Source organism: Olleya sp. UBA1516 (assembly GCF_002323495.1).
Taxonomy (GTDB): Bacteria; Bacteroidota; Bacteroidia; order Flavobacteriales; family Flavobacteriaceae; genus Olleya.
This window is the reverse complement of record NZ_DCQO01000017.1, coordinates 1-25566: the sequence shown is the minus strand read 5'-3', so window position 1 is coordinate 25566 and position 25566 is coordinate 1. Positions and strand designations below refer to the sequence as shown.

The following is a 25566-nucleotide window of genomic DNA, read 5'->3' as shown; positions in this document are numbered from 1 at the left end:
TAATAGATAAATAAATTAACTCTATTTAGAGTCCTTAATAAAAAGTAACATGAATAATAAAATCGCAATTATAGGTTTAGGATACGTTGGTCTTCCATTAGCAGTAGAGTTTGCTAAAAAATATAAAGTTGTAGGATTTGACATAAATAAAGACAGAGTCAATAGTCTAAATAATGGACATGATTCCACTTTAGAGGTTAGTGATGACAACCTAAAACATGTTCTTAAATCAGATTCAGATAAGGGTTTAGAGTTAAGTTTTGACTATAATGCAATAGCCGATTGTAATATTTATATAGTGACAGTTCCAACACCTGTTGATAAAAACAATAGACCTATTTTAACACCATTAATCAAATCTTCAGAAACTGTAGGAAAATTATTAAAAAAGGATGATATCGTAATTTATGAGTCAACCGTTTATCCAGGAGTAACAGAAGACGAGTGTGTCCCTATTCTTGAAAAAGAAAGTGGATTAAAATTTAATAAAGATTTTTTCTGTGGTTACTCGCCAGAGCGTATTAATCCAGGAGATAAGCAACATACGGTAGCAAATATTTTAAAAGTTACCTCTGGGTCTACTCCAGAAATAGGTATTAAAGTTAATGACCTATATGCATCAATTATAACAGCAGGAACACATTTAGCACCAACAATTAAAGTTGCGGAAGCAGCTAAAGTAATTGAAAATGCACAAAGAGATATAAATATTGCATTTGTAAACGAACTAGCTAAGATTTTTAATAAATTAGATATTGATACACACGCTGTTTTAGAAGCAGCAGGTACAAAATGGAACTTTTTACCATTTAAACCAGGTTTAGTAGGAGGACATTGTATTGGTGTTGATCCTTTTTATTTAGCTCAAAAAGCACAAGAAGTTGGTTACCATCCTGAGATTATTTTAGCAGGAAGACGATTAAACGATAGTATGGGAGAATATGTGGCTACTGAAGTTTTAAAACTAATGGTAACTAATGATATTACTATCAAAAACGCAAAAGTTTTAATGTTGGGTATAACCTTTAAGGAGAATTGCCCAGATATTAGAAATACAAAAGCAATTGATGTTTATAACGCTTTAACAAACTTTAATATGAATGTTGATGTCTATGATCCATGGGCAAATACAAATGAAGTAAAAAGCGAGTACGGAATTAATACCATAGAAACACTTTCAGGAGAATATGATGCTATAGTCCATGTTGTAGCACATAAAGAGTTTTCAGATATTAATTTAGACAGCTTAAAGCATAGTAACTCAATAGTGTATGATGTTAAAGGTAGCTTAGATATAAATAAAATAAATAAAAGATTATAAAATGCTGTATCAAAACAAATATCATAATCAAGACTTATCAAAATTTACATTTCTAGTAACAGGAGGAGCAGGTTTTATTGGTTCTAATTTAGTTGAATATCTTTTAAAGTATGATGCTAAGAGAGTTGTTATTTTAGACAATCTCGCAACTGGTCATCTAGAAAATATTAAACCGTTTTTAGAACAGCCTAATTGCGAATTTATAAATGGGGATATCAGAGACTTAGAAACATGTAAAAAAGCAATGTTGGGTGTGGATTATGTTTTACATCAAGCAGCATTAGGATCAGTACCACGATCAATTAACAATCCAATTACATCAAACGAAGTTAATGTAGGTGGTTTTTTAAATATGTTAGTAGCGTCTAAGGACTCAGAGACTGTTAAGAAAATGGTGTACGCTGCAAGTTCTTCAACTTATGGAGATCATCCAGGTTTGCCTAAAATTGAAGACCAAATAGGAAAACCATTGTCACCTTATGCAGTTACTAAATATGTTAATGAGCTTTACGCTGATGTCTTTAATAAGACCTATGGATTAGAAACTGTTGGTTTACGTTATTTTAACGTATTTGGACAAAGACAAGATCCAAATGGTGCTTATGCAGCTGTTATACCAAAATTTATTGGTCAGTTTCTTAATAATGAAGATTTAACAATCAATGGAGATGGAAAACACTCAAGAGATTTTACCTTTATTGAAAACGTAGTACAAGCTAATATAAAGTCTGCCTTAACGCCTAACAAACCAAATGTAAATCAAGTTTACAACGTGGCCTATGGAGAAAACACTAATCTGTTACAGCTTGTAGAGGCTATTAAAGATGGATTAACAGCTTTGGATAAATCTACATCTTCCAAAGTAATTCACGGTTCTGATAGAGCTGGAGATGTTAAACACTCGTTAGCAGACATAACCAAAGCAAAAGATAACTTTGGATACAATCCTAAATACTCTTTTTCGGAAGGAATTAAACTAACAGTAAAGTATTACAAGGAAAAAAGTATCTAGCAAGAAACAAACAGCTAATATTTTTTAGCTCTAAAACATAAAAATTATAATATGGTTTTTAAGAATAAAATATTATTGATAACTGGTGGTACTGGGTCATTTGGAAACGCTGTATTAAACAGATTTTTGGATACAGATCACTTCAGTGAAATTCGTGTATTCTCAAGAGATGAGAAAAAACAAGAAGATCAAAGAAGAAGATTATCACACCCTAAAGTAAAGTTTTACATTGGTGATGTTAGAGATCCACAATCTGTAGAAACAGCTGTAAGAGGTGTGGATTATATATTTCACGCTGCTGCATTAAAACAAGTACCTTCATGTGAGTTTTTTCCTGTAGAAGCAGTTAAAACAAATGTTTTAGGGACAGAAAATGTTTTAGAAGCAGCTATTAGAAATAACGTAAAAAATGTTGTGGTATTAAGTACGGATAAAGCTGTTTACCCTATTAATGCAATGGGTATTTCAAAAGCAATGATGGAAAAAGTACTAGTTGCAAAATCTAGAAATGCAGGTAATACAATTATTTCCGGAACACGTTATGGAAACGTAATGGCTTCAAGAGGTTCTGTGATACCATTGTTTGTTGATCAAATTAAGTCAAATCAAGATTTAACTCTTACAGATCCTAGTATGACTCGATTTATGATGACATTAGAAGATGCTGTAGACTTAGTATTATACGCATTTGAGCATGCAAACCCAGGAGATATGTTTGTACAAAAAGCACCAGCTGCAACCGTAGAGACTTTAGCTCAAGCATTATTAAGTATGTATAAAAGCGAAAGCGAAATTAAAGTCATTGGTACACGTCACGGAGAAAAACTTTTTGAGTCTCTATTAACAAGAGAAGAAAAAGTTAAAGCTGAAGACATGGGAGACTATTATAGAATTCCGGCTGACAATAGAGACTTAAACTATGCTAACTATTTTTCTGAAGGTGAAATAGATATGAATACAATAGAAGACTATCATTCTCATAACACAGAACGTTTGGATGTTGAAGGAATGAAAAAATTGTTATTAAAGTTAGACTTTATTAAAGAAGACATTAACTAAATATCTAAATGAATACAGACGAACCTAAATTAATTTTAGGAGGACAGCACACCGATCAAAGAGGACAAATAGAATTCTTTAATGAATTTGATATGGGTCCTATCAAACGCGTTTATTTTACTACGCATTTTGATATTGAAACTGTTAGAGCTTGGCAAGGACATATTATAGAAAGTCGTTGGTTTACTTGTGTAAGTGGTAGTTTTATAATAAAACTTATTCAGATTGATGATTGGGATAACCCATCAGATAATTTAAAAGAATATGAATATGAATTATCTTCAGAAAAACAAGAAGTACTCTATATTCCAAACGGTTACGTAAATGGGTTTAAAGCATTAAAAACAAACTCTAAACTAATGGTTATGTCTAATTACGGATTTAATGAAATAGAAAACGATCAAGTAAGATTTGATAAAAATAAATGGGTTAAATGGGACAATTAATAAAAGTAGGAGTTACAGGGCAAGGAGGTTTTATGGGCAAGCACCTATATAATTTTCTGGGTACCAAGGAAGAAAAAATTGAACGAATAAATTTTGAAAGAAATTATTTTGAAAACCAAAACTTACTTCAAGATTTTGTAAAGTCATGTGACGTGATCGTTCACATAGCAGCTATGAACCGACATGAAGATCAACAAGTAATTTATAATACTAATGTTGAATTAGTAAAAAAAATTATTTCTGCTTGTGAAGTAACAAACGCTACACCTAAAATTATTTTTTCATCGTCAACCCAAGAAGAAAAAGATAATCTATACGGTAAATCTAAACGAGATGGAAGACAACTTCTAGAAAACTGGGCACAAATCAATAATGGTAAAGTAGCATCATTAATAATTCCTAATGTTTTTGGACCTTTTGGAAAACCGTTTTACAACTCTTTTATAGCTACATTTTCTCATCAAATTATAAAAGGAGAACAACCAACAGTAATAAATGATAGTACAGTAAATTTAATATACATAAACCAATTATCTCAGGCTTTTTATACTGAAATCATAAAGCAAGCTGGCGAAAATATTACATCATATGTAGTACCACATACATCCTCTAAAAAAGTATCAGAAATTTTAGAATTGTTATATGATTATAAAAAACATTATTTGGATAATGGGCAAGTTCCAAAAGTGGATTTAAATTCTTTTGAATTAGATCTTTTTAATACGTTTACTAGTTTTATTCCTAAAGATTATTTTCCAAGAAAATTCATAAAACATACCGATAATAGAGGAGCGTTTGTAGAAATCATGCGTGCAGGTAGCGCAGGGCAATCATCATACTCAACAACTGTTCCTGGAATTACACGTGGTAACCATTATCACACACGCAAAGTAGAACGTTTTGCTGTAATAAGCGGTAAAGCCTCTATTAAACTCAGAAAAATTGACTCAGAAGAAGTGATAGATTACATATTAGATGGAGACAATCCAGCATATGTAGACATGCCAATTTGGTACACACACAATATTACAAATATTGGTGAAACAGAATTAATAACATTATTCTGGATAAATGAACCTTACAATCCGGAAGACGCAGACACATATTTTGTAGAAGTATAATAAAAATTACAATGAAAAAACTAAAAGTAGTAACGGTCGTTGGAACACGACCTGAAATAATAAGACTATCGTGCACATTAATAGCATTAGACCAAAGTGATGCTATTGAGCATATTTTAGTTCACACAGGACAGAATTATGATTATGAGTTAAACGAAATTTTCTTTGATGATTTAGGACTAAGAAAACCAGATTATTTTCTTGAAGCTGCAGGAAAAAACGCAACAGAAACAGTTGGGAATATTTTGATTAAAATAGATCCAATTTTAGAAAAAGAAAATCCAGATGCCTTTTTAGTACTTGGAGATACTAATTCTTGTTTATGTGCTATTCCAGCTAAAAAACGTCAAATCCCAATTTTTCATATGGAAGCTGGAAACCGTTGTTTTGATCAACGTGTCCCAGAAGAAACTAATCGTAAAATAGTTGATCACGTATCAGATATTAATCTAACTTATAGTAGTATTGCACGAGAATATTTACTTAAAGAAGGACTTTCTCCAGATAGAGTTATTAAAACAGGAAGTCCAATGTATGAAGTTTTAAACAAGTTTTTAACTAAAATCAAGAATTCTAATGTTTTAGAAAAATTAGGTTTAGAAAAAAACAAATTCTTTGTAGTATCCTCTCATAGAGAAGAAAACATAAGCAATCCTAAAAACTTTAAAGGCCTAATAGATTCTTTAAATTTAATAGCAGAAACTTACGATTATCCTATAATAGTATCTACCCATCCAAGAACACGAAATATGTTGGATAGTAAAGATATGAAAACACATAAAAACATTCAGTTTTTAAAACCATTAGGATTTTCAGATTATAACGCATTACAAATGTATTCTTTTGCTGTGTTATCAGATTCTGGTACAATATCGGAAGAGTCTTCTATCCTTAATTTTCACGCACTTAATATTCGTGATGCACATGAGCGTCCAGAAGCTATGGAAGAGGCTTCTGTGATGATGGTAGGACTAAATCCAGAACGTATTATGCAAGGATTAGCAGCGTTAAATGTTCAAGAAAGAAGTCCTAAAAGAAATTTTAGAGAAGTATATGATTATTCTATGCCAAATGTTAGCGAAAAAATAGTAAGAATTATACTTTCTTATACTGATTATGTAAATAGGGTCGTATGGTCAAAAGAATAACGATTTTATTAAACTCTAATACTGAAGGTGCAGGTTTAAATAGGATAAGATTATGTGCTAAAGGCTTTGAAGAACTAGGTATAGAAGTGCAATGGATTTATCTGTTGGATAAAAATTTAAAATATAAGGTTTTTCAGCTTGCTAATTTTTTTGTTCAGTGTATTAAACTTCTTTTTTTAAAGAATCGGAAAATATGGGTTTATGGGCACAAACCAAGTTTTGTGCTTAAACTAATTAAAAGCAATAACCTTATTTTTGAAAGAACAGAGTATCCCTTACAGTTAATACAATCTGACAGCAATAAGAAAGAGGACTTAAATAACTATAAATATGCATCTAAATTTATTTCATGCTCAGATGCATTGATTAATTACTATAAAGGTTACACTCATGATAGTTGTGAGTTTATTAAAGTACCAGCTGTTGTGGATTATAACAAATTTTCTAAAACAGACATGACTTCACCATTAGGTGAAAGAGAATATATAGCTTATTGTGGCGATATGAATAACAATAAAGATGGGATTTATGATTTATTAAAGGCTTTTGCTTTAATTTCTAAACAATTTTCGTCAATATCACTTTGTTTAATTGGAAGTGCTTCTAAAACTGAACTAGCTAAAATTCAGGCAACTGTTAAGGATTTAGACATAGTGGATAGGGTTCATTTTACGGGTAGAATACCGCATAGTGAAATGCCTACATATTTATTTCATGCAAAACTTGTTGCTTTAGCTAGACCAGATAATAAACAGGCTGAAGGTGGTTTTCCTTCTAAATTAGCAGAGTATTTATCTACAGGTACACCAACATTAGTAACTAAAGTTGGCGAAATCCCTTTATATATAAAACACAATATAAATGGTTTTTTATCAGAGCCTAGTAACCCTGAGCTGTTTGCTAAAAATATTGCAATTATTTTAAAAGATTACGATAAAGCAAAACAAGTTGCAAGAGCAGGTCAACAATTAGCTATAAATGAGTTTGCTTATAAAGCAAAATCAAAATTACTAGCCGATTTTATATTTAATTAATTGTGAAAAAAGATTTAATAAAATCATTTTTAGTATACGGTATAGGTGATGCGTTTTCAAAACTTGTACCTTTTTTATTATTACCTTTTTTTACAGAAGTTTTAGTTCCGTCAGAGTATGGGATTTTAGAAATAATAAATACAATTATTTTAATTCTAGCAGTTTTAGGTCGTGTACAATTGGATACTTCATTACAGCGTTTTTTTTACGAAGAAAACAATCAATCTAAATTAGTATCTACGATCTTTTGGGCAATTACATTGTTTTCGTTAGTTCTAGGTGCGATTGCATTCTTGTTTTCATATCAATTATCTATACTTATTTTTGAGAATCCTGATTATAGTTTATTAATTAAAATGGCTGCTATTGTAGTTTTTTTAATGAATGTTAATTCCTATTTTTCAATAGTATGTCGGTATTTAAATATGCCTATATATTTTACTGTAATTACTTTTTTAGGCGTCTTTTTAAATGGATTACTATCATTATATTTAGTTTATTATTTAAAAATAGGTCTTATAGGTATCTTATATGGTCAAATTCTAGGTTTTGGTACAACAGCCTGCTTGTTTATGATACTGTGCAGGAAATACATCCGATTTACCTTTTATAAAGATATTTTTAATAGATCTTTAAAATTTGCATTTCCCTCCTTTCCAGCAGCAATTTTGGCGGTATTTAATATGCATATAAACAAATTTGTAATACTTTATTTTTTAACATACGCCAGTATTGGTGTTTATTCTATCGCATTAAATATAGGTAGTGGTGTAAATATTATTGTCGGAGCATTCTCTTTGGTATGGTATCCATTTATGTATAAAAATTATGATAATACGCAAGGGAAAAAACTTATTTATGATATATACTATTTAGCTTGCTTTTTAATAATGATTGTTATTATAATAATATCATGTTTTGTTGAGGATTTGCTTCCTTTTTTAATTAAAAACACTGCTTATCATGATTCTTTTTATTTAGTAGCAGCTATGTCACTTTGCTTTTTTTACAGAATTATCAAGTATATTTTAGACAGCAGTATACTTATTCAAAAGAAAACAATCTATATTACATATCAGTATTTGGCTACATTGTTTATTAATATTTTATTTTTATTTGTGCTTATAAACAAACTTGAATTGCTAGGTGTCGTTATTGCTTTAATTTTAGCTACAATAACCAGTTTAGTTATTAGTTTTATTTATATGAAAAAAATCAAGATATTTTCATTTAAAGCTTCTGTATTAAGTTATACATTACTTATCGCAGTAATAGTTGTGTTTATAAATTTACTTTATGATTTTGATTTTTTATATCGTTTATTATTTGTTTTAATGTCAATCTTTATATCATTTCTAATAATAGCGAAAAATTACAATTTAAATTTACTAAGCAAATTTAAATTCTGAAAGTAATGGAAGTTAGCAAGTTTAGGTTTTGGGATTTATTTAAAAGTAAAATAACATATTATTTGTTAATTCTACTTTGTGCTTTTCCATTAATGGTTTTTCATATACAGTCCAAAGTAATAATTGTTTGGGCATTGTTGTCTCTAATTTTTATGGTAAAAAAATCTGGCAAAAAATTTGTTAGAGAAAATTTAGTCCTATACTTTATAAACATTGGTTGGGTTATTTGGCTTCTTGCTACCTTAATTTATTCTAGTGATGTTTTGGTTGGCTTAAAAGAATTTGAGCGGATTATTTCTATAATAATAGTTCCTCTAATAATCTTTTTTTTTACCGATAGAATATCTAGTCGGAAAAAATTTATATTGTTTTTAACTTTTGCAATAGCTATTCTGTGTTTTACTATTTATAGCTATGTTTATATCATTAATTACTTTAAAGTTCATTACTATTCTTTATACCTAAAAGGAAATGAGTTTGATTTATTCCATTACATTAAATTTCATTTAAAAGTTAGTAGATTATATCTTTATGGTAGTGATTCAGACTCTAGTTTTTTGCTATTTTATCACAAGTCCTATTATTCTTTGAGCTTATTGTTTTGTATATGCTTTTTGGTTTATAGCACTTTTAAAAAGCCTAAGTATAAATTTTATTTTATACCGCTTTTATTAGTTTTTGTACTTATGATGTTTGTTCATTTATCAAAAGTTCATGTATTACTACTTGTTTTTTTCTGTGTAATTTCACTTTTGTTTTATCTTAGTAAGATTGACTTATCAACAATTAAACATAAAAAAATAATTATAATAGTAAGTATGATTACAGCAGCTTTTGGATATTATGGAGCTAATAAAAATGCAGACTATCTAGGGAGTAGTTTTATAAGTAGAAATAATATTAATGAGTGTTCTGTGGCACTAATAAATGAAAGTCCTATTCTTGGATATGGCTTTGGTAGTGTTAAAAGAATAATGAAGGATTGTTATACAGAAAAATTAAAAACAAATCCAAATTTTAAGTTTCCATTACAATTAAATCAAAACACTCATAATTATTATTTTTATATTTATTTGTCTGGAGGAATATTAGGACTGATCTTATTTTTAATAATGGCATATTATAATATTAATATAGCGTTGCAAAATAACGATAAGTTATATTTGTTGTTTTTAATAGGCTTTTTTATAACCTTGTTGTTTGAAAACTCTCTATTTAGAATTTACGGAATATTGTATTTCACCATTTTTAATAGCATTTTTTTACAAAAATACTTAAGAACAAATTAGAATAAAATTGCAATCCTACAAATGACATATTTTATTTATTTAATATTTAATGTACTAGTTTTCGCTACAATTATTACCGTTTATCTTTATGGGACAAAAAAAGTCACATTAAAGATGTCAAATGTTTGGCAGAAAAAATTCATTTGGCTTTTACTGTTGTTTCACTTATTGTTCACCTTTGCTTTTTATTTATTGTCGGTAAACTCAACTTCGGACGCAGGCGCATATTATAAAGTGGCATCATGGTCCAAGAGCTGGTTTACATTATTTGGAATGGGAGCTGATTTTATGAGATTTATAACTTACCCATTTGTAAAACTCCAATTTTCCTATTTTAATATTAATTTATTATTTTCAATTTTTGGGCTTTTTGGGTTTTATAATTTATACTACCTTTTAATTAAAATTGCACATAAAGATAATAGTAAGATTTATTGGGGAGCTAATGTATTGTTCTTGCTGCCTACTTTTCATTTTTATACATCAGGTATAAGTAAGGACAACTTTCTTTTTTTTTTAGTAACAACACTAATGACTTACCTCTACTTTAAGGAGCGAAAAATTTGGAAATATTTTGTAATCCTATTGTTAATCTTTTTTGTAAGATCTTATTTACTAATTTTCTTATTTGTTTCGTATCTAATTTATATTCTTTTTTTAAGTAAAATTAAAGTCATAATTAGGGTTTCCATTATTCTTTTAGGTTTATTAGCATTGTTTATAATGGAGCCAATTATATCTTCAAAATTAAACATCGAGATTTTCTCATTAGATAGTGTTGCTCAATTTTTAGAAAGGGTACAATCTTATGGTACAAATGACAGACTAGGAGGAGGAATAATCGATGCTTCAAATATGTCCGTTTTATATAGGATGTTTGCTTTTTCGTATTTACCATTAATTCTTGAATCTAATTCTCTTTTAAAGCACCTTACATCAGTTGAAAATTTCTTTCTGCTTTTTATTTTTTTTAAGTTTCTATTAAGTAGTGGTAAATTTAAATTGTTTAGCACATCAATTCCATTAATAAAAGTTACGATAGTGTATACTTTAATAACTTGGTTTATAATGAGCTTTACTTTGTACAATTTAGGTGTTTCAACACGACATAAATATATGTACATCCCTTATCTATATTTGGTTATATTTGTGCACTTAAAAAAAAGAAAAGATATTAGTCTTGTCTGATTTATAAGCATATATATAAATATTACATTATGAAAATTGCATTGTTAGGTGATATTGGCTTTTTTGGAAAATATACCTTAGAAAACAATACCGATATTAAGCAATATTTTAAATCTGTTTCCGAGGTTTTAAGTAAGTACGACTTAGTAGTTGGTAATTTAGAGACTCCTTTTGTAGGTGATTTAAAACCAACTTTAATAAAATCAGCTTGTATAGGTTCTCTTAATGAAAATGTACAACTATTAAAATACTTAAACATAAGTTGTGTTAACCTAGCTAATAACCATTTATTGGATTATGGTATCGATGGTTACAATTTGACTTTAAAGTTATTAAAGGAAAACAATATTAATTATTTTGGAATAGAAGATAAAGCATATTGTTTTGAAAAAAATAACAATAAAATTGCATTTCATGGTTACTGCGCCTACAATACTAGTCCTGCAGGAATGTATAGTAAAAGAAAAGGGTACGGAGTTAATGTTTTAAATTTTCCAAATGTATTAGAAAATTTTAAAAAGTTTGATAGTCAAGGTTATTTTAATATATTAAGTATGCATAGTGGGCAAGAACATATAAACGTTCCTAGCTTTGAAGATATAAAAATGGCAAGGTGTTTATCAGAAACAGCTCCTTATGTTTACTATGGTCATCATCCTCATGTATTACAAGGAATAGAAACGGTTAATAACGCTCTTATAGCATATAGTTTGGGTAATTTTTGTTTTGATGATATATATACAACAAAATCTAAAGAACCATTAGTTGTTCAAAATGAAAATAATAAATCATCAATAATATTAGAAGTTGAAATTATAGATAATAAAATAGTTAACTATAAATCAATACCTATTTATTGTGATGAGAAAGAATTAGTAGTTGGATCAAAACTTATTGAGAAAAACATAAAGGAGTATTCAGAAAAACTGAAAATTAATGAGTCTGATTACACAGAAGCTAGAAATAAACAAATAAGTAAGTTTGTTAATAGCAGAAAACAAATGCGAGATTTTAATTGGTACCTTAAAAGATTAAGCTACCAGTCGATTGTAAGGATTTACGACGCAAAATCTAATATTAAAAAACAACACGATAATGTGTCACAATATTTTTAGAATTTATTATGCTTAAGCTGTTTTTTTTATTACCAAACGGATTTCAAAACTTAGTAATATCCGTGATTAATTCTTTGCAATATAAAAAGCGATACGGAGGGAATTATAAAAAATATAGAGCTGAAATAAATAAAAAAGAAGATTTAAAATTATCAAAAATTAATCAAATTCAAGAAGAGAAAGCTTTAAGTTTTTTAAACTATACTATTTTAAACTCTAAATTTTATCAAGAAAAATACAAGCATATTGATGTCAATAAAATAGAAACAATTTCAGCTTTTAAAATACTTCCTATTTTAAAAAAAGAAGAGTTAAGAAAACATATTGATTTGGTTTATACTATTCCAAAAAATAAGGGAGTTATCTCTAAAACTGGAGGTACAACAGGAAAACCTTTAGAGGTCATATATACCAAAGACGATATACAAATAAGATTTGCCTATTTAGATAACTTTAGGGGACGATTTGGTTACAAATTAGGTAAAAAAACAGCATGGTTTAGTGGTAAAAAATTGCTTTCAGATAGAGATGTTAATAAAAACAGGTTTTGGAAGCACGATTTTATTAATAAAGTAAGATTTTATTCAACATTTCATATTAATCAAAAATATTTAGAATTTTATATTAAAGATTTACTTCAATATCAACCAGAATATTTTGTTGGATTCCCTTCCACATTACTTGAGATAGCAAAATATGGATTAAAAAACAACCTACCATATAGCAGTGATAACTTAAAAGCTATTTTTCCAACAGCTGAAAGTATAAATGATAATGACAGAGAAGTAATTGAGTCTTATTTTAAAGCTCCTATATATGATCAATACGCTTCTTCAGAAGGAGCACCATTTATTTTTGAATGTGTAAATAAAAACCTACATTTAGAGCTTTCAAGTGGTATATTTGAGGTGTTAGACGACGACGACAAACCAGCAAATACAGGTAGACTAATATTAACGTCTTTTAGTACTCATGGAACGCCATTAATTAGGTATGATATTGGTGATAGACTTAAATTAGCACAAGATAAAACTTGTAATTGTGGTAATAATAATCCGCTTGTTTTGGAGATATTGGGTAGAATAAATGATTTTGTGTATTCTCCTGAAACTGGAAAAATTAATTTAGGAAACATATCAAACACACTTAAAGGTGTAGAAGGCGTTATTAAATTTCAAGTAATACAAGATAATTTAGATCAATTAGATATTAATATTGTTATAGATAAACCCAGTTTTAATGAAAATAATCGATTAATTTTTAAACAAAATTGGATTGATCGTGTAGGAGAAAAAATGAAGCTAAACATTCATACGGTAAATGATATACCAAAAGAGAATAGCGGAAAATTTAGAATAGTAAAAAATAATATTAAGCATTTAATAGAAGAACAATAACCAAATGTCAAAACCCAAATTAATACGGATAACAACAGTTCCTCAATCCTTAGCCATACTTTTAAAAGGGCAACTAGGGTTTATGAAACAACATTTTGATGTAATAGGCATTTCTTCCAAAAGTGCTTTGTTACAAGAAGTCGAGAAAAATGAAGGGGTAAGAACTTTATCAGTAAATATGACTAGACAAATTACTCCAATTAAGGATTTTGTCGCATTATATAAGCTATATAAAATTTTAAAATCCGAAAAACCTTATATCGTTCATACTCATACGCCAAAAGCCGGATTATTAGGTATGATAGCGTCTTACCTTGCAAAAGTTCCTAATAGATTACATACAATTGCAGGTTTACCTGTTATGGAGGCAAAAGGCCTAAAAAGGCATATTCTATTAGCTGTAGAAAAAATAACCTACGCTTGTGCTACTAAAGTTTATCCAAATTCTAAGGGATTGCAGGATTTTGTTTTAGAACAAAAGTTAATCACAAAGACTAAGTTACGTATTATTGGAAAAGGTAGTTCTAATGGTATTGATACAAATTATTTTAATAAATCTAATTTTAATGAATCTGACTTATTAAACCTCAAAGAAACTCTAAAAGTTACTTCAAATGATTTTGTATATATTTTTGTAGGTCGACTGGTTACAGATAAAGGCATTAATGAGATGGTAGAGGCTTTTTCAACTATAAGTAAAGACAACAGTTGTGTCAAATTATTACTTGTAGGACCTCTAGAGAGTGATTTAGACCCTTTGCAAAGCTTTACTTTAAACCAAATAGAAACTAACAATCAAATCATATCTGTTGGTTTTCAAAAGGACGTAAGACCTTATTTGGCCATATCAAATGCTTTAGTTTTTCCCAGTTACAGAGAAGGGTTTCCAAATGTAGTTATGCAAGCAGGAGCAATGGGATTGCCTGCTATTGTTAGCAACATTAATGGTTGTAACGAAATAATTGAAAACAACTTTAATGGTTTAATTATACCAACTAAAGATAGTGGTTTGTTAAAAGAGAAAATGGAACTAATTTTAAAAAATTCCGATCTATGCAAGAAAATGAGTGCAAATTCGAGACAAAAAATAGTCGTTAATTATAACCAAAAATATATTTGGGAAGAATTGCTACAAGAATATAAAAAATTATAAATTTGAATTGTAAAGTTTGAACTATGAAAATCAACATTAAATTAGTTATCCTATTTTTATTAATCATATCAGTTAATGCCTGTAAATCAGACAAAAGCGATCAGTCGGATACAGATGAGCAAAATTTAGAAATAGATGAAACCAACACGGAAAAATTAACTGAGAATAAAAACAAAATTGATGATGAAAATTTTATTGTTAAAATTGATTTTAGCTCAAGTGAAGAAGGGTTGTTTCAAGTACTATATAACTTACAGCAGGACCCAAGTCAATGGGAAAAAAGATATTTTAAAATAAATAAAGGAGAAGAAGTTCAAACTATTGAAGCTAAGTTTGATTTAAACAAATTTGGCTCACCAAAGATAGTAAGACTTATTCTAGGAGGAGAACAGCCAAAACAAATTAGCTTAAAAAAATTCCAACTATCTGGAGACGGTAATTTAATAGATATATCTTCAGATAATTTTGATGAATTTGTTAATGTAAATGAATTTGTACAGTTAAATAAACAAAACAATACTTTAACAACTTTTAAGGTTAAAGATAGGCACATTCCTATTATTGCGCTTTCTAAAAAAGCATTAGACTCATTGTTATATTAATTGCTTGTGTATAAAACTATTTTTAAACGCTTAATTGACCTTCTCATATCAATAACTGGTATGATCTTTTTATGCCCTATATTTTTAATTGTATTAATTTATTTGTGGTTTTATAATCAAGGCTCTCCATTTTTTTTTCAAAAAAGACCAGGTGAAAACTGTAAAATATTTTCAATAATAAAATTTAAAACCATGAATGACAAAAAAGATGTTCATGGAAATTTATTATCAGATGAACAAAGGTTGTCTAAAACTGGAAAAATTATTAGAAAATTATCCTTAGACGAAATCCCTCAATTAATTAACGTAATTAAAGGAGATATGAGTTTAATTGGTCCTAGACCTTTATTGGTAGAGTATTTACCACTATATTCAAAGGAACAAAATAAGAGACATCTAGTTAAACCAGGAATAACTGGTTGGGCACAAGTAAATGGCAGAAATGCTATTAGTTGGGAGAAAAAGTTTGAATTAGATGTTTGGTATGTTGAAAACATTAGTTTTAAATTGGATATTAAAATCTTCATAAAAACAATTTTTAAAGTAATAAAATCAGAAGATATCAATACTGAAAACCAAGCAACAACCACTAAATTTAAAGGTAGTTAATATATTATGGAAAAAATCGCAATAATTGGAGCTGGAGGTTTTGGGCGAGAAGTTAAAACTTTAATAGATAGCATTAATCAATTAGAAAAAAGGTATGATTTAATAGGTTTCTTTGATGATAATATTGATCGTGGTACCATAGTTAATGGATTAATGGTATTAGGAGGATTAACTGATTTAAATAAAATTGATTATAAACTAAATGTAGCTTTAGGCATTGGTGTTCCTGATGTTAAACAAAGATTAATATCCAGTATAACAAATTCAAACATTAATTTCCCTAATTTAATTCATCCTTCTGTTATACTATCTGGTGATGATGTAACATTAGGAAAAGGTAATATCATTTGTGCAGGAAACATCTTAACATGTAATATAATAATAAAAAACTTTATCACTCTTAATTTATGTTGTACAGTGGGACATGATACTAAAATTGGTGATTATAGCTCATTTATGCCTAGTGTAAATATTTCTGGTGAGGTAGATATTAATCAGTCTGTTTATGTTGGTACAGGTGCAAAAATAATAAATCAATTAAGTATTGGAGAAAATACTATTGTTGGCGCGGGAGCAGTCGTTGCAAAAACATTACCAGCCAATTGTACAGCAGTTGGTATACCAGCAAAACCAATAAAATTCCATTAGACTATGAATACTAAAATATGGCTATCCTCTCCGCATATGGGAGGAACTGAACAAGATTATGTAAAAGAAGCTTTTGAGGCTAACTGGATAGCACCACTAGGACCAAACGTGAATGGTTTTGAAAAAGATTTAGAAACTTATTTAGGTGAAGATAAAAAAGTAGCATGTTTATCATCTGGTACTGCAGCTATACACTTAGCGTTAGTTCAATTGGGAGTTCAAATAAATGATGAGGTTATTTGTCAAACCTTTACTTTTTGTGGTTCATCTAACCCAATAGCATATCAAGGAGCAACACCTGTGTTTGTAGATAGTGAGTCTGAAACTTGGAATATGTGCCCTAAACAACTTGAAATAGCCATAGAAGATAGAATAGCTAAAGGTAAAAAACCAAAAGCAATTATTATAGTTCATTTATATGGAATGCCTTCAAAAATTGACGAATTATTGCAAGTAGCTTCAAAGTATAAAATCCCAGTTATTGAAGATGCTGCAGAAGCTTTGGGGTCAACTTATAAAGGAAGGAAGTGTGGTACATTTGGAGATTTTTCTATATTATCCTTTAATGGTAACAAAATAATTACGACTTCAGGAGGTGGAGCAATGGTGTGTAATACGGATGAGGATAAGATTCAAACGGTTTTTTATGCTACACAAGCTAGAGATAACGCACCACATTACGAGCATTCTAAAATTGGATACAATTACAGGATGAGTAATATTAGTGCAGGAATAGGAAGAGGTCAAATGGAAGTTTTAGATAAACACATTGCTTTAAGAAGAGATATGCATGATTTTTATGTTGATTTGTTTAAAGATATCAAAGGAGTAGAGGTACAAAAACAACCTAGTTCAGATTTTTATTCAAATTTTTGGTTAAGTTGTATTTTAATACATGAAAACGCTGCGTTTACAAAAACTCAATTTCAGGAAGCTATGGAGGCTGATAATATTGAAACTAGACCCTTATGGAAACCAATGCATTTACAACCTGTTTGTGTGGATAATCCTTATTATGGAGATGGGTTTTCAGAGAGTTTATTTGTAAAGGGTCTGTGTTTGCCTTCAGGATCAAATCTTACAATAGAAGAAAAAAACAGAATTAAACATAGTATAGCATCTCTTATTAAGTAACGGTATTTTAATGCTTTAAAATAGTTTTACATTGTTTTTGTAATTAAATAAACGCTTAACAACTCTGTTTTTAATCACTATAACAAAAACAAACTAAAGTGATAATTAATATAATATTTATACTGCTTTTAGTAGTTCTGTGTGTTGCGATTTTTAGATTTTTCGCAAAAAAATCAAATGGTTTGTATACCAATATATTGCTATTTGGAGTAAGTATAGTTCACTTTTTTATATTTGTTTATCGTTTTTTTTACCTTAATATAGATGCTGGAGACTCTAGAAGATTTTATGATGTAGCAAGCCAATCTACTGATTGGTTTAGCCTATTTGGAATAGGGAACAAGTCTATGCCATTTTTGTTATACCCATTTGTAAAAACAGGAATAAGTTATTTTAGTCTCTCTCTGTTATTTAGCATTTTAAGTTTTATGGGTTATTTGATTTATTTTAAGATACTTACAAAAAACATATCTAATAAAACCCTATTAGAAAAGACTTTGATTGCCCTTTTTTTTATAATACCTTCTCTACATTTTTGGACAGTATCTATAAGTAAAGAAGCTATTATTTTTTTATTAATGGCTTTGGTTTTTGAAAAAATAAATAATCTTAAGTTTAGCAACTTAAATATAATTGCTAGCATTGTAATTATATTATTTATTAGACCATATTTGGCAGCTATTCTTATGTTTCCATTAATTATTTTAAATTTTAAAAATTTCTCTTTTAAATATAAAATAATAATCACTAGTATCTTAGCAGTATCAGTACCAGTAATTTTAAATTTTCTAAGAATCTCTAGTCTTGAAAGCTTAAAGTCAAACTATCTAAAAGTCATATTGTTTGCTAAAGAAAACGGAAGTAGCTCAATTAATTTATTAGATAATAATTATTTTGAGAGGGTGTTTCTTGTTTTATTTAGACCTCTTTTTTATGATGCTCAAACTATACTACAGTATTTAGTTTCATTTGAAAATGCAATTTGGATAATTCTTTTTGTTATATTTATTTTACTTTTAAAAAACAAACCTACCGTGTTTAAGAGTATGATTTTTAAATTCTTAATTATCTATGCAATTAGTGTTGTAGCTTTTTACAGTATTTATATGTATAACCTAGGTTTGGCAAGTCGAATGAGGGTAATGTTTATGCCTTATGCAATGATATCACTTATTCTTCTTAGCAACAGTAGCGAAAAAAAATATAATAATTTTTAAAAGTTATTTTCGGTTTTGATTCTAGTAATAGATTGATATATTTCTCTATTATAGATTAATTTAAGATATTTACACTCTTTTATAGCTACACATAATGTTTAAACAATTAAAACAAGCTTTATTTCAAGTTTTAGAATCTAGTCAGAAAAAGATAGATTTTAAAAATGTAAATTACTTACCAAGGTGGGCAATACTTTGTTTTGATAGTTTCATTTTAGTAATTTCTTTATTTTTTACTAAGATTATTGTAAGCAAAATTAAAAATGCAGCTTTTTTTAATTTAGGATTTTCAAAAGAGGAGCTTTTAATAGTTGTAATTAATGTCTTATTTTTTATACTATTTAGGACTTATGCTGGGCTTATTAGGCACTCAACTTTTATTGATGCTGCTAAGTTTTTCCTAGCGTCTTTAGCTACATTGCTTTCATCCTTAGCATTATACTACGGTTATTTTTATTTGGTTGGTGACGAGTTGTTTTCAATTCCTCAACTGTTTATATATTCCATCGTATCTTTTTGTGGTTTATTTTTATTCAGGATTTTGGTTAAACAAGTCTTTGAAGTTTACCAACGTTACAATGATGAAGAAGCAAGACTAAATGTTTTAATTTATGGTACCAGTGAAAATGCAATAGCAATAGCGAGTGCATTAAAATCGGAAAAACCTTCGCGATACAAGGTTTTAGGATTTATTGATAAGGATGGTAAAAATAAAAGTAAAGAAATATTAGGTCTACCAATTATTTATTTAAAACGTAAAACCGCAGTATTACTTAGGATATATAATGCACAAGCACTTATTATAGCAGATAGCTCCTTAACAAAAGAGGAAAGTATTAAAATTGTTGATAGCTGTTTAGAGTTTAACTACAAGGTTTTTAGAGCGCCTTTAATTTCCGATATAGAAAAAAACACTACACTTTCTAATCAAATTCAAAAAATACAAATTGAAGACATTTTAGAGAGAGAGCCAATACAGTTAGATAACAAGTTAGTTGCAAAAGAAATTTTTAATAAATGTATTCTAGTTACAGGTGGAGCAGGTTCTATTGGAAGCGAAATTGTTAGACAAGTTGCTAGCTATAAGCCTAGTAAACTATTGATTTTTGATCAAGCAGAATCGCCTTTATACGAAATTCAGCAAGAAATTAAACATGATTTTCCAGATCTAAACTTCGAAGCAATTATAGGAGATGTAAGAAAAGTAGATGTTTTAGAAGATGTTTTTAAAAAATATAACCCACAAGTAGTTTATCATGCAGCAGCATACAAGCATGTACCATTAATGGAAAAACACCCTTCGGAAGCTATTTTTGCTAACATAATGGGATCAAAAAATGTAGCGGATTTATCTTATAAATTTAAATCAGAAAAATTTGTCATGGTCTCTACAGATAAGGCTGTTAACCCAAGTAACGTAATGGGAGCCTCAAAACGTATTGCCGAGATTTATGTCCAAGCCTTACAGGTTAAAGCTATGGCAGACCCTAAAAACAAAACTAACTTTGTAACCACTAGATTTGGAAATGTTTTGGGTAGTAATGGCTCTGTTGTACCATTATTTAAAAGACAAATTGAAGAAGGTGGACCTTTAACAATAACGCATCCAGATATTATTAGATATTTTATGACCATACCAGAGGCTTGCCAATTAGTTTTGGAAGCAGGTGCAATGGGTAATGGTGGAGAGATTTTTATCTTTGATATGGGAGAAGCTGTTAAGATAATTGACTTGGCTAAAAAAATTATCCGTTTAGCAGGTTTTGTACCTTATAAAGATATTGATATTAAAGTTGTTGGATTACGACCAGGAGAAAAGTTGTATGAAGAGCTGCTAAGCGATAAATCTACAACATTGCCTACTTACAATAGCAAAATCATGATTGCCAAAGTAGATAACTGTACTCATACAGAAATTAACAAAGATGTAAATGAGTTATTTATTTTAGCTAAAGAAGACAATAAAAATGAAATCGTAAAAAAAATGAAGGATATTGTACCTGAATTTTTAAGTATGAATTCTGATTATGAGGTTTTTGATAAAAAGATAGTTTAAAAGAAAAAAAACAAATGAAAATAGCAGTAATTGGTACTGGTTACGTTGGTTTAGTAACAGGAACTTGTCTAGCCGAAACAGGAAACGAAGTACTTTGCATAGATATAGATCAGGAAAAAGTAAAACAAATGCAGTCTGGAAAGGTGCCTATTTACGAGCCTCATTTAGATGTATTATTTGAAAGAAACATTAAAGCTAATAGGCTTAAATTTTCTACTAGTTTAGAAGAAGGATTGGAGCATGGAGATATCATTTTTCTTGCATTACCAACGCCAGAAGATGAAGATGGATCTGCAGACCTTAAATATATATTAGGTGTAGCAGATAATATTGGAAAGTTAATAAAGGACTATAAAGTCATCGTTGACAAAAGTACAGTACCAGTAGGTACATCTGATAAAGTAAAAGCAGCCATATCTAAAAATGCAAAAGTAAATTTTGATGTTGTTTCTAATCCAGAGTTTTTACGCGAAGGATTTGCTGTAGACGACTTTTTAAAGCCAGAGCGTATCGTTGTTGGTTCAAGTAGCGATCGTGCAACTAAGCTTATGGAAAAACTATATAAACCATATGTAAGATCTGGAAATCCAATTATTATAATGGATGAAAAGTCTGCCGAACTTACAAAATACGCTTCCAATTCGTTTTTAGCTGCCAAAATAACCTTTATGAATGAGATTGCTAACTTTTGCGAAAAAGTAGGAGCAGACGTAGATAAAGTTAGAATTGGTATGGGAACAGACTCTCGTATAGGAAAACGATTTTTATTTCCAGGGATTGGTTATGGTGGTTCATGCTTTCCTAAAGATGTAAAAGCATTACATAAGTCGGGATTAGATAATAATTACGATTTTAAAATTTTAGACGCAGTTATTAATGTTAATGCTAGACAAAAACTAGTATTAATTCCTAAGGTAGAATCTCATTTTAATAATGATTTAAAAGGGAAAAATATAGCTGTTTGGGGATTAGCATTTAAACCAGAAACGGATGATATTAGAGAAGCTCCAGCATTATATATGATAGACGTATTGTTAGAAGCAGGATGTAATATTACAGCTTTTGATCCAGAGGCTATGGCAAATGTTAAACGTAAATTAGGTGATAAAATTAACTTTGCAGATAGTATGTATGAAGCATTAAACAATGCAGATGCATTAATTATTTCTACAGAATGGAGTATTTTTAGAACACCAGATTTTAGTAAAATGAAACAATTAATGTCCTCGTTTTCAATTTTTGATGGTCGTAATCTATATGACGTAAAAGATGTAGAAAATGAAGGATTTAAATATGTGTCAATAGGAAGATAAATGAGTCAAAAAAGAGTTTTAATTACTGGAGCAGCAGGATTTTTAGGATCACACTTATGTGACCGTTTTATAAATGAAGGTTATTTTGTTATTGGTATGGATAACTTTATAACAGGAGATCCTAAAAATATAGCACACCTGTCTTCAAACGCTAATTTTCTTTTTATACAACATGACGTTACCAATTTTATAAATATAGAAGGTGACCTAGATTATATTTTACATTTTGCTTCTCCTGCAAGTCCAATAGATTATCTTAAAATACCTATTCAGACTTTAAAAGTAGGGAGTTTAGGGACACATAATTTATTAGGTTTAGCTAAAGCTAAAAAGGCAAGGCTGCTTATTGCTTCTACATCAGAGGTTTATGGTGACCCATTAGTGCATCCACAGACAGAGGATTACTATGGTAATGTTAATACCATTGGACCAAGAGGCGTGTATGACGAGGCTAAACGTTTTCAAGAATCTATAACTATGGCGTATCATAGGTTTCATGGATTAGAGACACGTATTGTCCGTATTTTTAACACTTATGGACCAAGAATGCGACTTAACGATGGACGTGTAATTCCTGCTTTTATGGGACAAGCACTGCGTGGTGAAGACTTGACCGTATTTGGTGATGGTGTGCAAACGCGCTCATTTTGTTATGTTACAGACCAAGTAGAAGGAATTTATAGACTACTTTTAAGCGATTACGCAAACCCAGTTAATATTGGTAATCCACATGAAATTACCATTAAAGATTTTGCAGAAGAGATTATTAAATTAACAGGCACAACGCAAAAAGTAATTTATAAAGATTTACCTGTGGACGATCCCATGCAACGTCAACCAGACATAGCATTGGCTAAAAAGTTGTTAGGTTGGGAGCCTAAAGTAGGTCGTGCTGAAGGAATGAAAAAAACCTATGACTACTTTAAAAACTTAACGCAAGCAGAGCTTCATAAAAGCGAACACAAAGACTTTTCAAATTATAACAAGTAATTTTTTATGGAGTATAAACGCGGAAGGTACTCTTGGTTACTTAGACCTGCATTAATCATTTTTGACCTAGTTGTCATCAATGTACTTGCGTTTTATTTTTTTAACTTTAATCAATCAAGTCTTTACTATTTTGATATAGATATATTGAATAACAAACACTTTTTGTATGTGGTGTATTCAATATTTTTCTGGATGATATCGACGTCTTTATTGCGGTTTTACGAGGTCTATCGTTACACCTCAAGTATCAATATTATATCATTAATTATAAAGCAATTTTTAGCTTTTGGTATTATCGTATATGCCTTTATAGGTGCTTTTAGAAGCATAGATACACCTGCATTTACAACACTTAAATACTTACTACTTTCATTTTTAATTATAAGTACTGCAAAACTAGTTAGCTATTATATTTTAAAATCGTATCGTTCCTTTTTAAAAGGTAATGTTAGACGTGTTGTTATTATTGGAAAGGATGAAGGAGCACAAGAGTTAAAACAATTATTTACTAAACGTAAAGAATTAGGGTATACCATTAAAGCGATCTTTGCAAATACAGATGCTAAAGGGTTTACAGGAAATATTTCAGATAGTTTTCAATTTTTATCTAACGATAAAAGTATTGACGAGATTTATTGCGCAATTGATGAACTAACTGAGAAGCAAGTCAATGATTATGTAAAGTATGCTGAGATTAATCATTGTAATATAAAGTTTATTCCAAGATCCAGTAAATTACTTACTAGTAGATTAAAAACAGATTATTATAATTACCTACCTGTATTATCAATGCCAGAGGTAACATTAAATAATGATTTTAATAAATTTATTAAACGCATTTTTGATGTTGTTTTTTCATCACTTATTATAATTTTTATTTTATCATGGCTAGTCCCATTATTGTTTATTGTTATAAAATTAGAATCTAAAGGACCTTTGTTTTATAAACACACACGTAACGGAATTAATTATAAAGAGTTTGATTGTTATAAGTTTAGATCATTAAAAACCAATAAAACTATTGCAGGAACCTATATCACCCAAAATGATAAACGAGTAACTAAAATTGGTAAGTTTTTACGTAAAACTAGTTTGGACGAGTTTCCGCAATTTTACAATGTTTTAAAAGGTGACATGAGTGTTGTTGGACCCAGACCACACATGCTATCTTATACAGATGATTATTCAAAAAAAATTGACAAGTACAATTTTATATTTAGACACAACGTTAAGCCTGGCGTTACAGGATTAGCCCAAGTTAAAGGTTATAGAGGTGAAATTAAAAATGACGAAGATATAATTAACCGTATTAAATATGATAATTTTTATATCGAAAATTGGTCACTAGTCTTAGATATTAGAATCATATTTCAAACCATGATAAACGTTTTTAAAGGTCAAAAAGAAGCCTACTAAACATGAAACCATTAGTCTCTATAATAACACCAATGTATAACTCAGAAGCTTTTATAGATCAGACTATAAAAAGTATTTTGTGTCAGACGTATACTAATTGGGAGTTATGGCTAATAGACGACTGCTCAACAGATAATACCATTGCATTAGTAAAAAAATATGTTGCTATGCATGACAATATTCAATTACTAACAAATGCCACTAATGCAGGCGTTGCAATATCCAGAAATAAAGGTATTGAAGCTTCACAAGGCGATTTTATTGCGTTTTTAGATGCAGATGATTTTTGGATGCCTAATAAATTGGAAGTTCAAGTTAATGTTATGCTAACCCAAAATTGTGATGTAAGTTTTAGTAGTTACAAACAGATTAATGAGGCAGGACAATCATTAAACAAGTTAGTAAAAGCATTACCACAACTCAGTTACAAAAAATATTTAAAAACCAATTACATAGGTAATCTTACCGGAATGTATAATGCTAAAACTTTAGGCAAAATAAAAGCGCCTAACCTGCGTAAAAGACAGGATTGGTTATTATGGTTGTCTGCTATCAAAAAGTCCGGTAAACCTGCTCTAGGCATCCAAGAGCCATTAGCATATTATCGTGTCAGAGCAAACTCTATCTCTTCTAATAAATTAGAGTTATTAAAGCATAACTATTGGGTGTATAAAAAAGGCTTAGGATTTTCAACAATAAAATCCATATACAGCATGGTTATTTTTATTTACGAACATTTTTTTGTTAAGTCAAGACTAATTGTATCTACTAAACAATAGTTTATGCACTGTATTTTGCTAAATATTTGATTATGTGTGGTTTTAACCACAACACAAAATGAGTAAAATATGCTACTTTCGATAAGGCGCAAAAAAAAAACGATTAAAAA

At 29.2% G+C, this 25566-nt stretch carries 23 protein-coding genes; 22 read left to right on the top strand and 1 reads right to left on the bottom strand.

All coding sequences use genetic code 11. The annotated features are described in order from the left end of the window. The first annotated feature begins 49 nt into the window (after positions 1-49). Genes B2989_RS10505 through B2989_RS10465 form a run of 9 tightly spaced genes read left to right on the top strand, consistent with a single transcriptional unit; the run spans position 50 to position 9839 of the window. Positions 50-1321 (top strand): nucleotide sugar dehydrogenase, encoded by a 1272-nt coding sequence (locus B2989_RS10505; protein ID WP_292948135.1) that lies wholly within the window; start codon positions 50-52, stop codon positions 1319-1321. Between the two features lies 1 nt (position 1322). Continuing rightward, positions 1323-2333, top strand: coding sequence for an SDR family oxidoreductase (locus B2989_RS10500; protein ID WP_292948134.1), 1011 nt, complete (start codon positions 1323-1325; stop codon positions 2331-2333). 51 nt (positions 2334-2384) lie between these two features. After that, positions 2385-3392: a polysaccharide biosynthesis protein gene (locus B2989_RS10495; RefSeq protein WP_292948133.1), complete on the top strand. Its 1008-nt coding sequence runs from the start codon at positions 2385-2387 to the stop codon at positions 3390-3392. 8 nt (positions 3393-3400) lie between these two features. Further along, positions 3401-3838, top strand: a complete 438-nt coding sequence (locus B2989_RS10490) for a WxcM-like domain-containing protein (protein WP_292948132.1) — start codon at positions 3401-3403, stop codon at positions 3836-3838. After that, a complete protein-coding gene (locus B2989_RS10485; protein ID WP_292948130.1) occupies positions 3826-4959 on the top strand; it encodes an NAD-dependent epimerase/dehydratase family protein in 1134 nt (377 codons plus the stop codon). Before B2989_RS10490 ends, B2989_RS10485 begins: the two co-directional genes overlap by 13 nt. A gap of 11 nt (positions 4960-4970) precedes the next feature. After that, a complete protein-coding gene (gene wecB, locus B2989_RS10480) occupies positions 4971-6107 on the top strand; it encodes a non-hydrolyzing UDP-N-acetylglucosamine 2-epimerase (RefSeq protein WP_292948129.1) in 1137 nt (378 codons plus the stop codon). After that, positions 6092-7141 carry a glycosyltransferase family 4 protein gene (locus B2989_RS10475; protein WP_292948128.1) on the top strand — a complete coding sequence of 350 codons (1050 nt, stop codon included), beginning with the start codon at positions 6092-6094 and terminating at the stop codon, positions 7139-7141. The genes wecB and B2989_RS10475 overlap by 16 nt, the downstream gene beginning before the upstream one ends. A gap of 2 nt (positions 7142-7143) precedes the next feature. Then, positions 7144-8550: a lipopolysaccharide biosynthesis protein gene (locus B2989_RS10470; RefSeq protein ID WP_292948126.1), complete on the top strand. Its 1407-nt coding sequence runs from the start codon at positions 7144-7146 to the stop codon at positions 8548-8550. Between the two features lie 5 nt (positions 8551-8555). Then, positions 8556-9839 (top strand): O-antigen ligase family protein, encoded by a 1284-nt coding sequence (locus B2989_RS10465; RefSeq protein ID WP_292948124.1) that lies wholly within the window; start codon positions 8556-8558, stop codon positions 9837-9839. Between the two features lie 806 nt (positions 9840-10645). Here B2989_RS10465 and B2989_RS10460 read toward each other — a convergent pair. Continuing rightward, positions 10646-10963: a hypothetical protein gene (locus tag B2989_RS10460; protein WP_292948122.1), complete on the bottom strand. Its 318-nt coding sequence runs from the start codon at positions 10961-10963 to the stop codon at positions 10646-10648. A gap of 93 nt (positions 10964-11056) precedes the next feature. Here B2989_RS10460 and B2989_RS10455 point away from each other — a divergent pair, with 93 nt between their 5' ends. The 13 genes from B2989_RS10455 (at position 11057) to B2989_RS10395 (ending at position 25456) form a co-directional block, all read left to right on the top strand. Next, positions 11057-12142, top strand: coding sequence for a CapA family protein (locus B2989_RS10455; protein WP_292948120.1), 1086 nt, complete (start codon positions 11057-11059; stop codon positions 12140-12142). 62 nt (positions 12143-12204) lie between these two features. Beyond that, complete coding sequence (locus tag B2989_RS10450) at positions 12205-13539, top strand: phenylacetate--CoA ligase family protein (RefSeq protein WP_292948118.1); 1335 nt, start codon at positions 12205-12207, stop codon at positions 13537-13539. Positions 13540-13543: 4 nt separating this feature from the next. Next, a complete protein-coding gene (locus tag B2989_RS10445) occupies positions 13544-14692 on the top strand; it encodes a glycosyltransferase family 4 protein (RefSeq protein WP_292948116.1) in 1149 nt (382 codons plus the stop codon). A gap of 23 nt (positions 14693-14715) precedes the next feature. Continuing rightward, positions 14716-15294 (top strand): hypothetical protein, encoded by a 579-nt coding sequence (locus B2989_RS10440; RefSeq protein WP_292948114.1) that lies wholly within the window; start codon positions 14716-14718, stop codon positions 15292-15294. 6 nt (positions 15295-15300) lie between these two features. Beyond that, entirely contained in the window at positions 15301-15903 is a 603-nt protein-coding gene (locus tag B2989_RS10435) for a sugar transferase (RefSeq protein ID WP_292948113.1), read from the top strand. Between the two features lie 6 nt (positions 15904-15909). Next, positions 15910-16551, top strand: a complete 642-nt coding sequence (locus tag B2989_RS10430; RefSeq protein WP_292948112.1) for an acetyltransferase — start codon at positions 15910-15912, stop codon at positions 16549-16551. A 3-nt stretch (positions 16552-16554) separates the two neighbouring features. Then, a complete protein-coding gene (locus tag B2989_RS10425) occupies positions 16555-17685 on the top strand; it encodes a DegT/DnrJ/EryC1/StrS family aminotransferase (protein WP_292948111.1) in 1131 nt (376 codons plus the stop codon). A gap of 98 nt (positions 17686-17783) precedes the next feature. Further along, on the top strand, positions 17784-18902 hold the full coding sequence (locus B2989_RS10420; RefSeq protein ID WP_292948110.1) for a hypothetical protein: 1119 nt from the start codon (positions 17784-17786) through the stop codon (positions 18900-18902). A 94-nt stretch (positions 18903-18996) separates the two neighbouring features. Then, positions 18997-20958: a polysaccharide biosynthesis protein gene (locus B2989_RS10415; RefSeq protein ID WP_292948109.1), complete on the top strand. Its 1962-nt coding sequence runs from the start codon at positions 18997-18999 to the stop codon at positions 20956-20958. A 14-nt stretch (positions 20959-20972) separates the two neighbouring features. Further along, complete coding sequence (locus B2989_RS10410) at positions 20973-22271, top strand: UDP-glucose dehydrogenase family protein (protein ID WP_292948108.1); 1299 nt, start codon at positions 20973-20975, stop codon at positions 22269-22271. Beyond that, entirely contained in the window at positions 22272-23261 is a 990-nt protein-coding gene (locus B2989_RS10405) for a UDP-glucuronic acid decarboxylase family protein (protein ID WP_292948107.1), read from the top strand. A gap of 6 nt (positions 23262-23267) precedes the next feature. Further along, positions 23268-24677: an exopolysaccharide biosynthesis polyprenyl glycosylphosphotransferase gene (locus tag B2989_RS10400; protein ID WP_292948106.1), complete on the top strand. Its 1410-nt coding sequence runs from the start codon at positions 23268-23270 to the stop codon at positions 24675-24677. 2 nt (positions 24678-24679) lie between these two features. Beyond that, complete coding sequence (locus B2989_RS10395) at positions 24680-25456, top strand: glycosyltransferase family 2 protein (RefSeq protein WP_292948105.1); 777 nt, start codon at positions 24680-24682, stop codon at positions 25454-25456. Positions 25457-25566 lie beyond the last annotated feature (110 nt).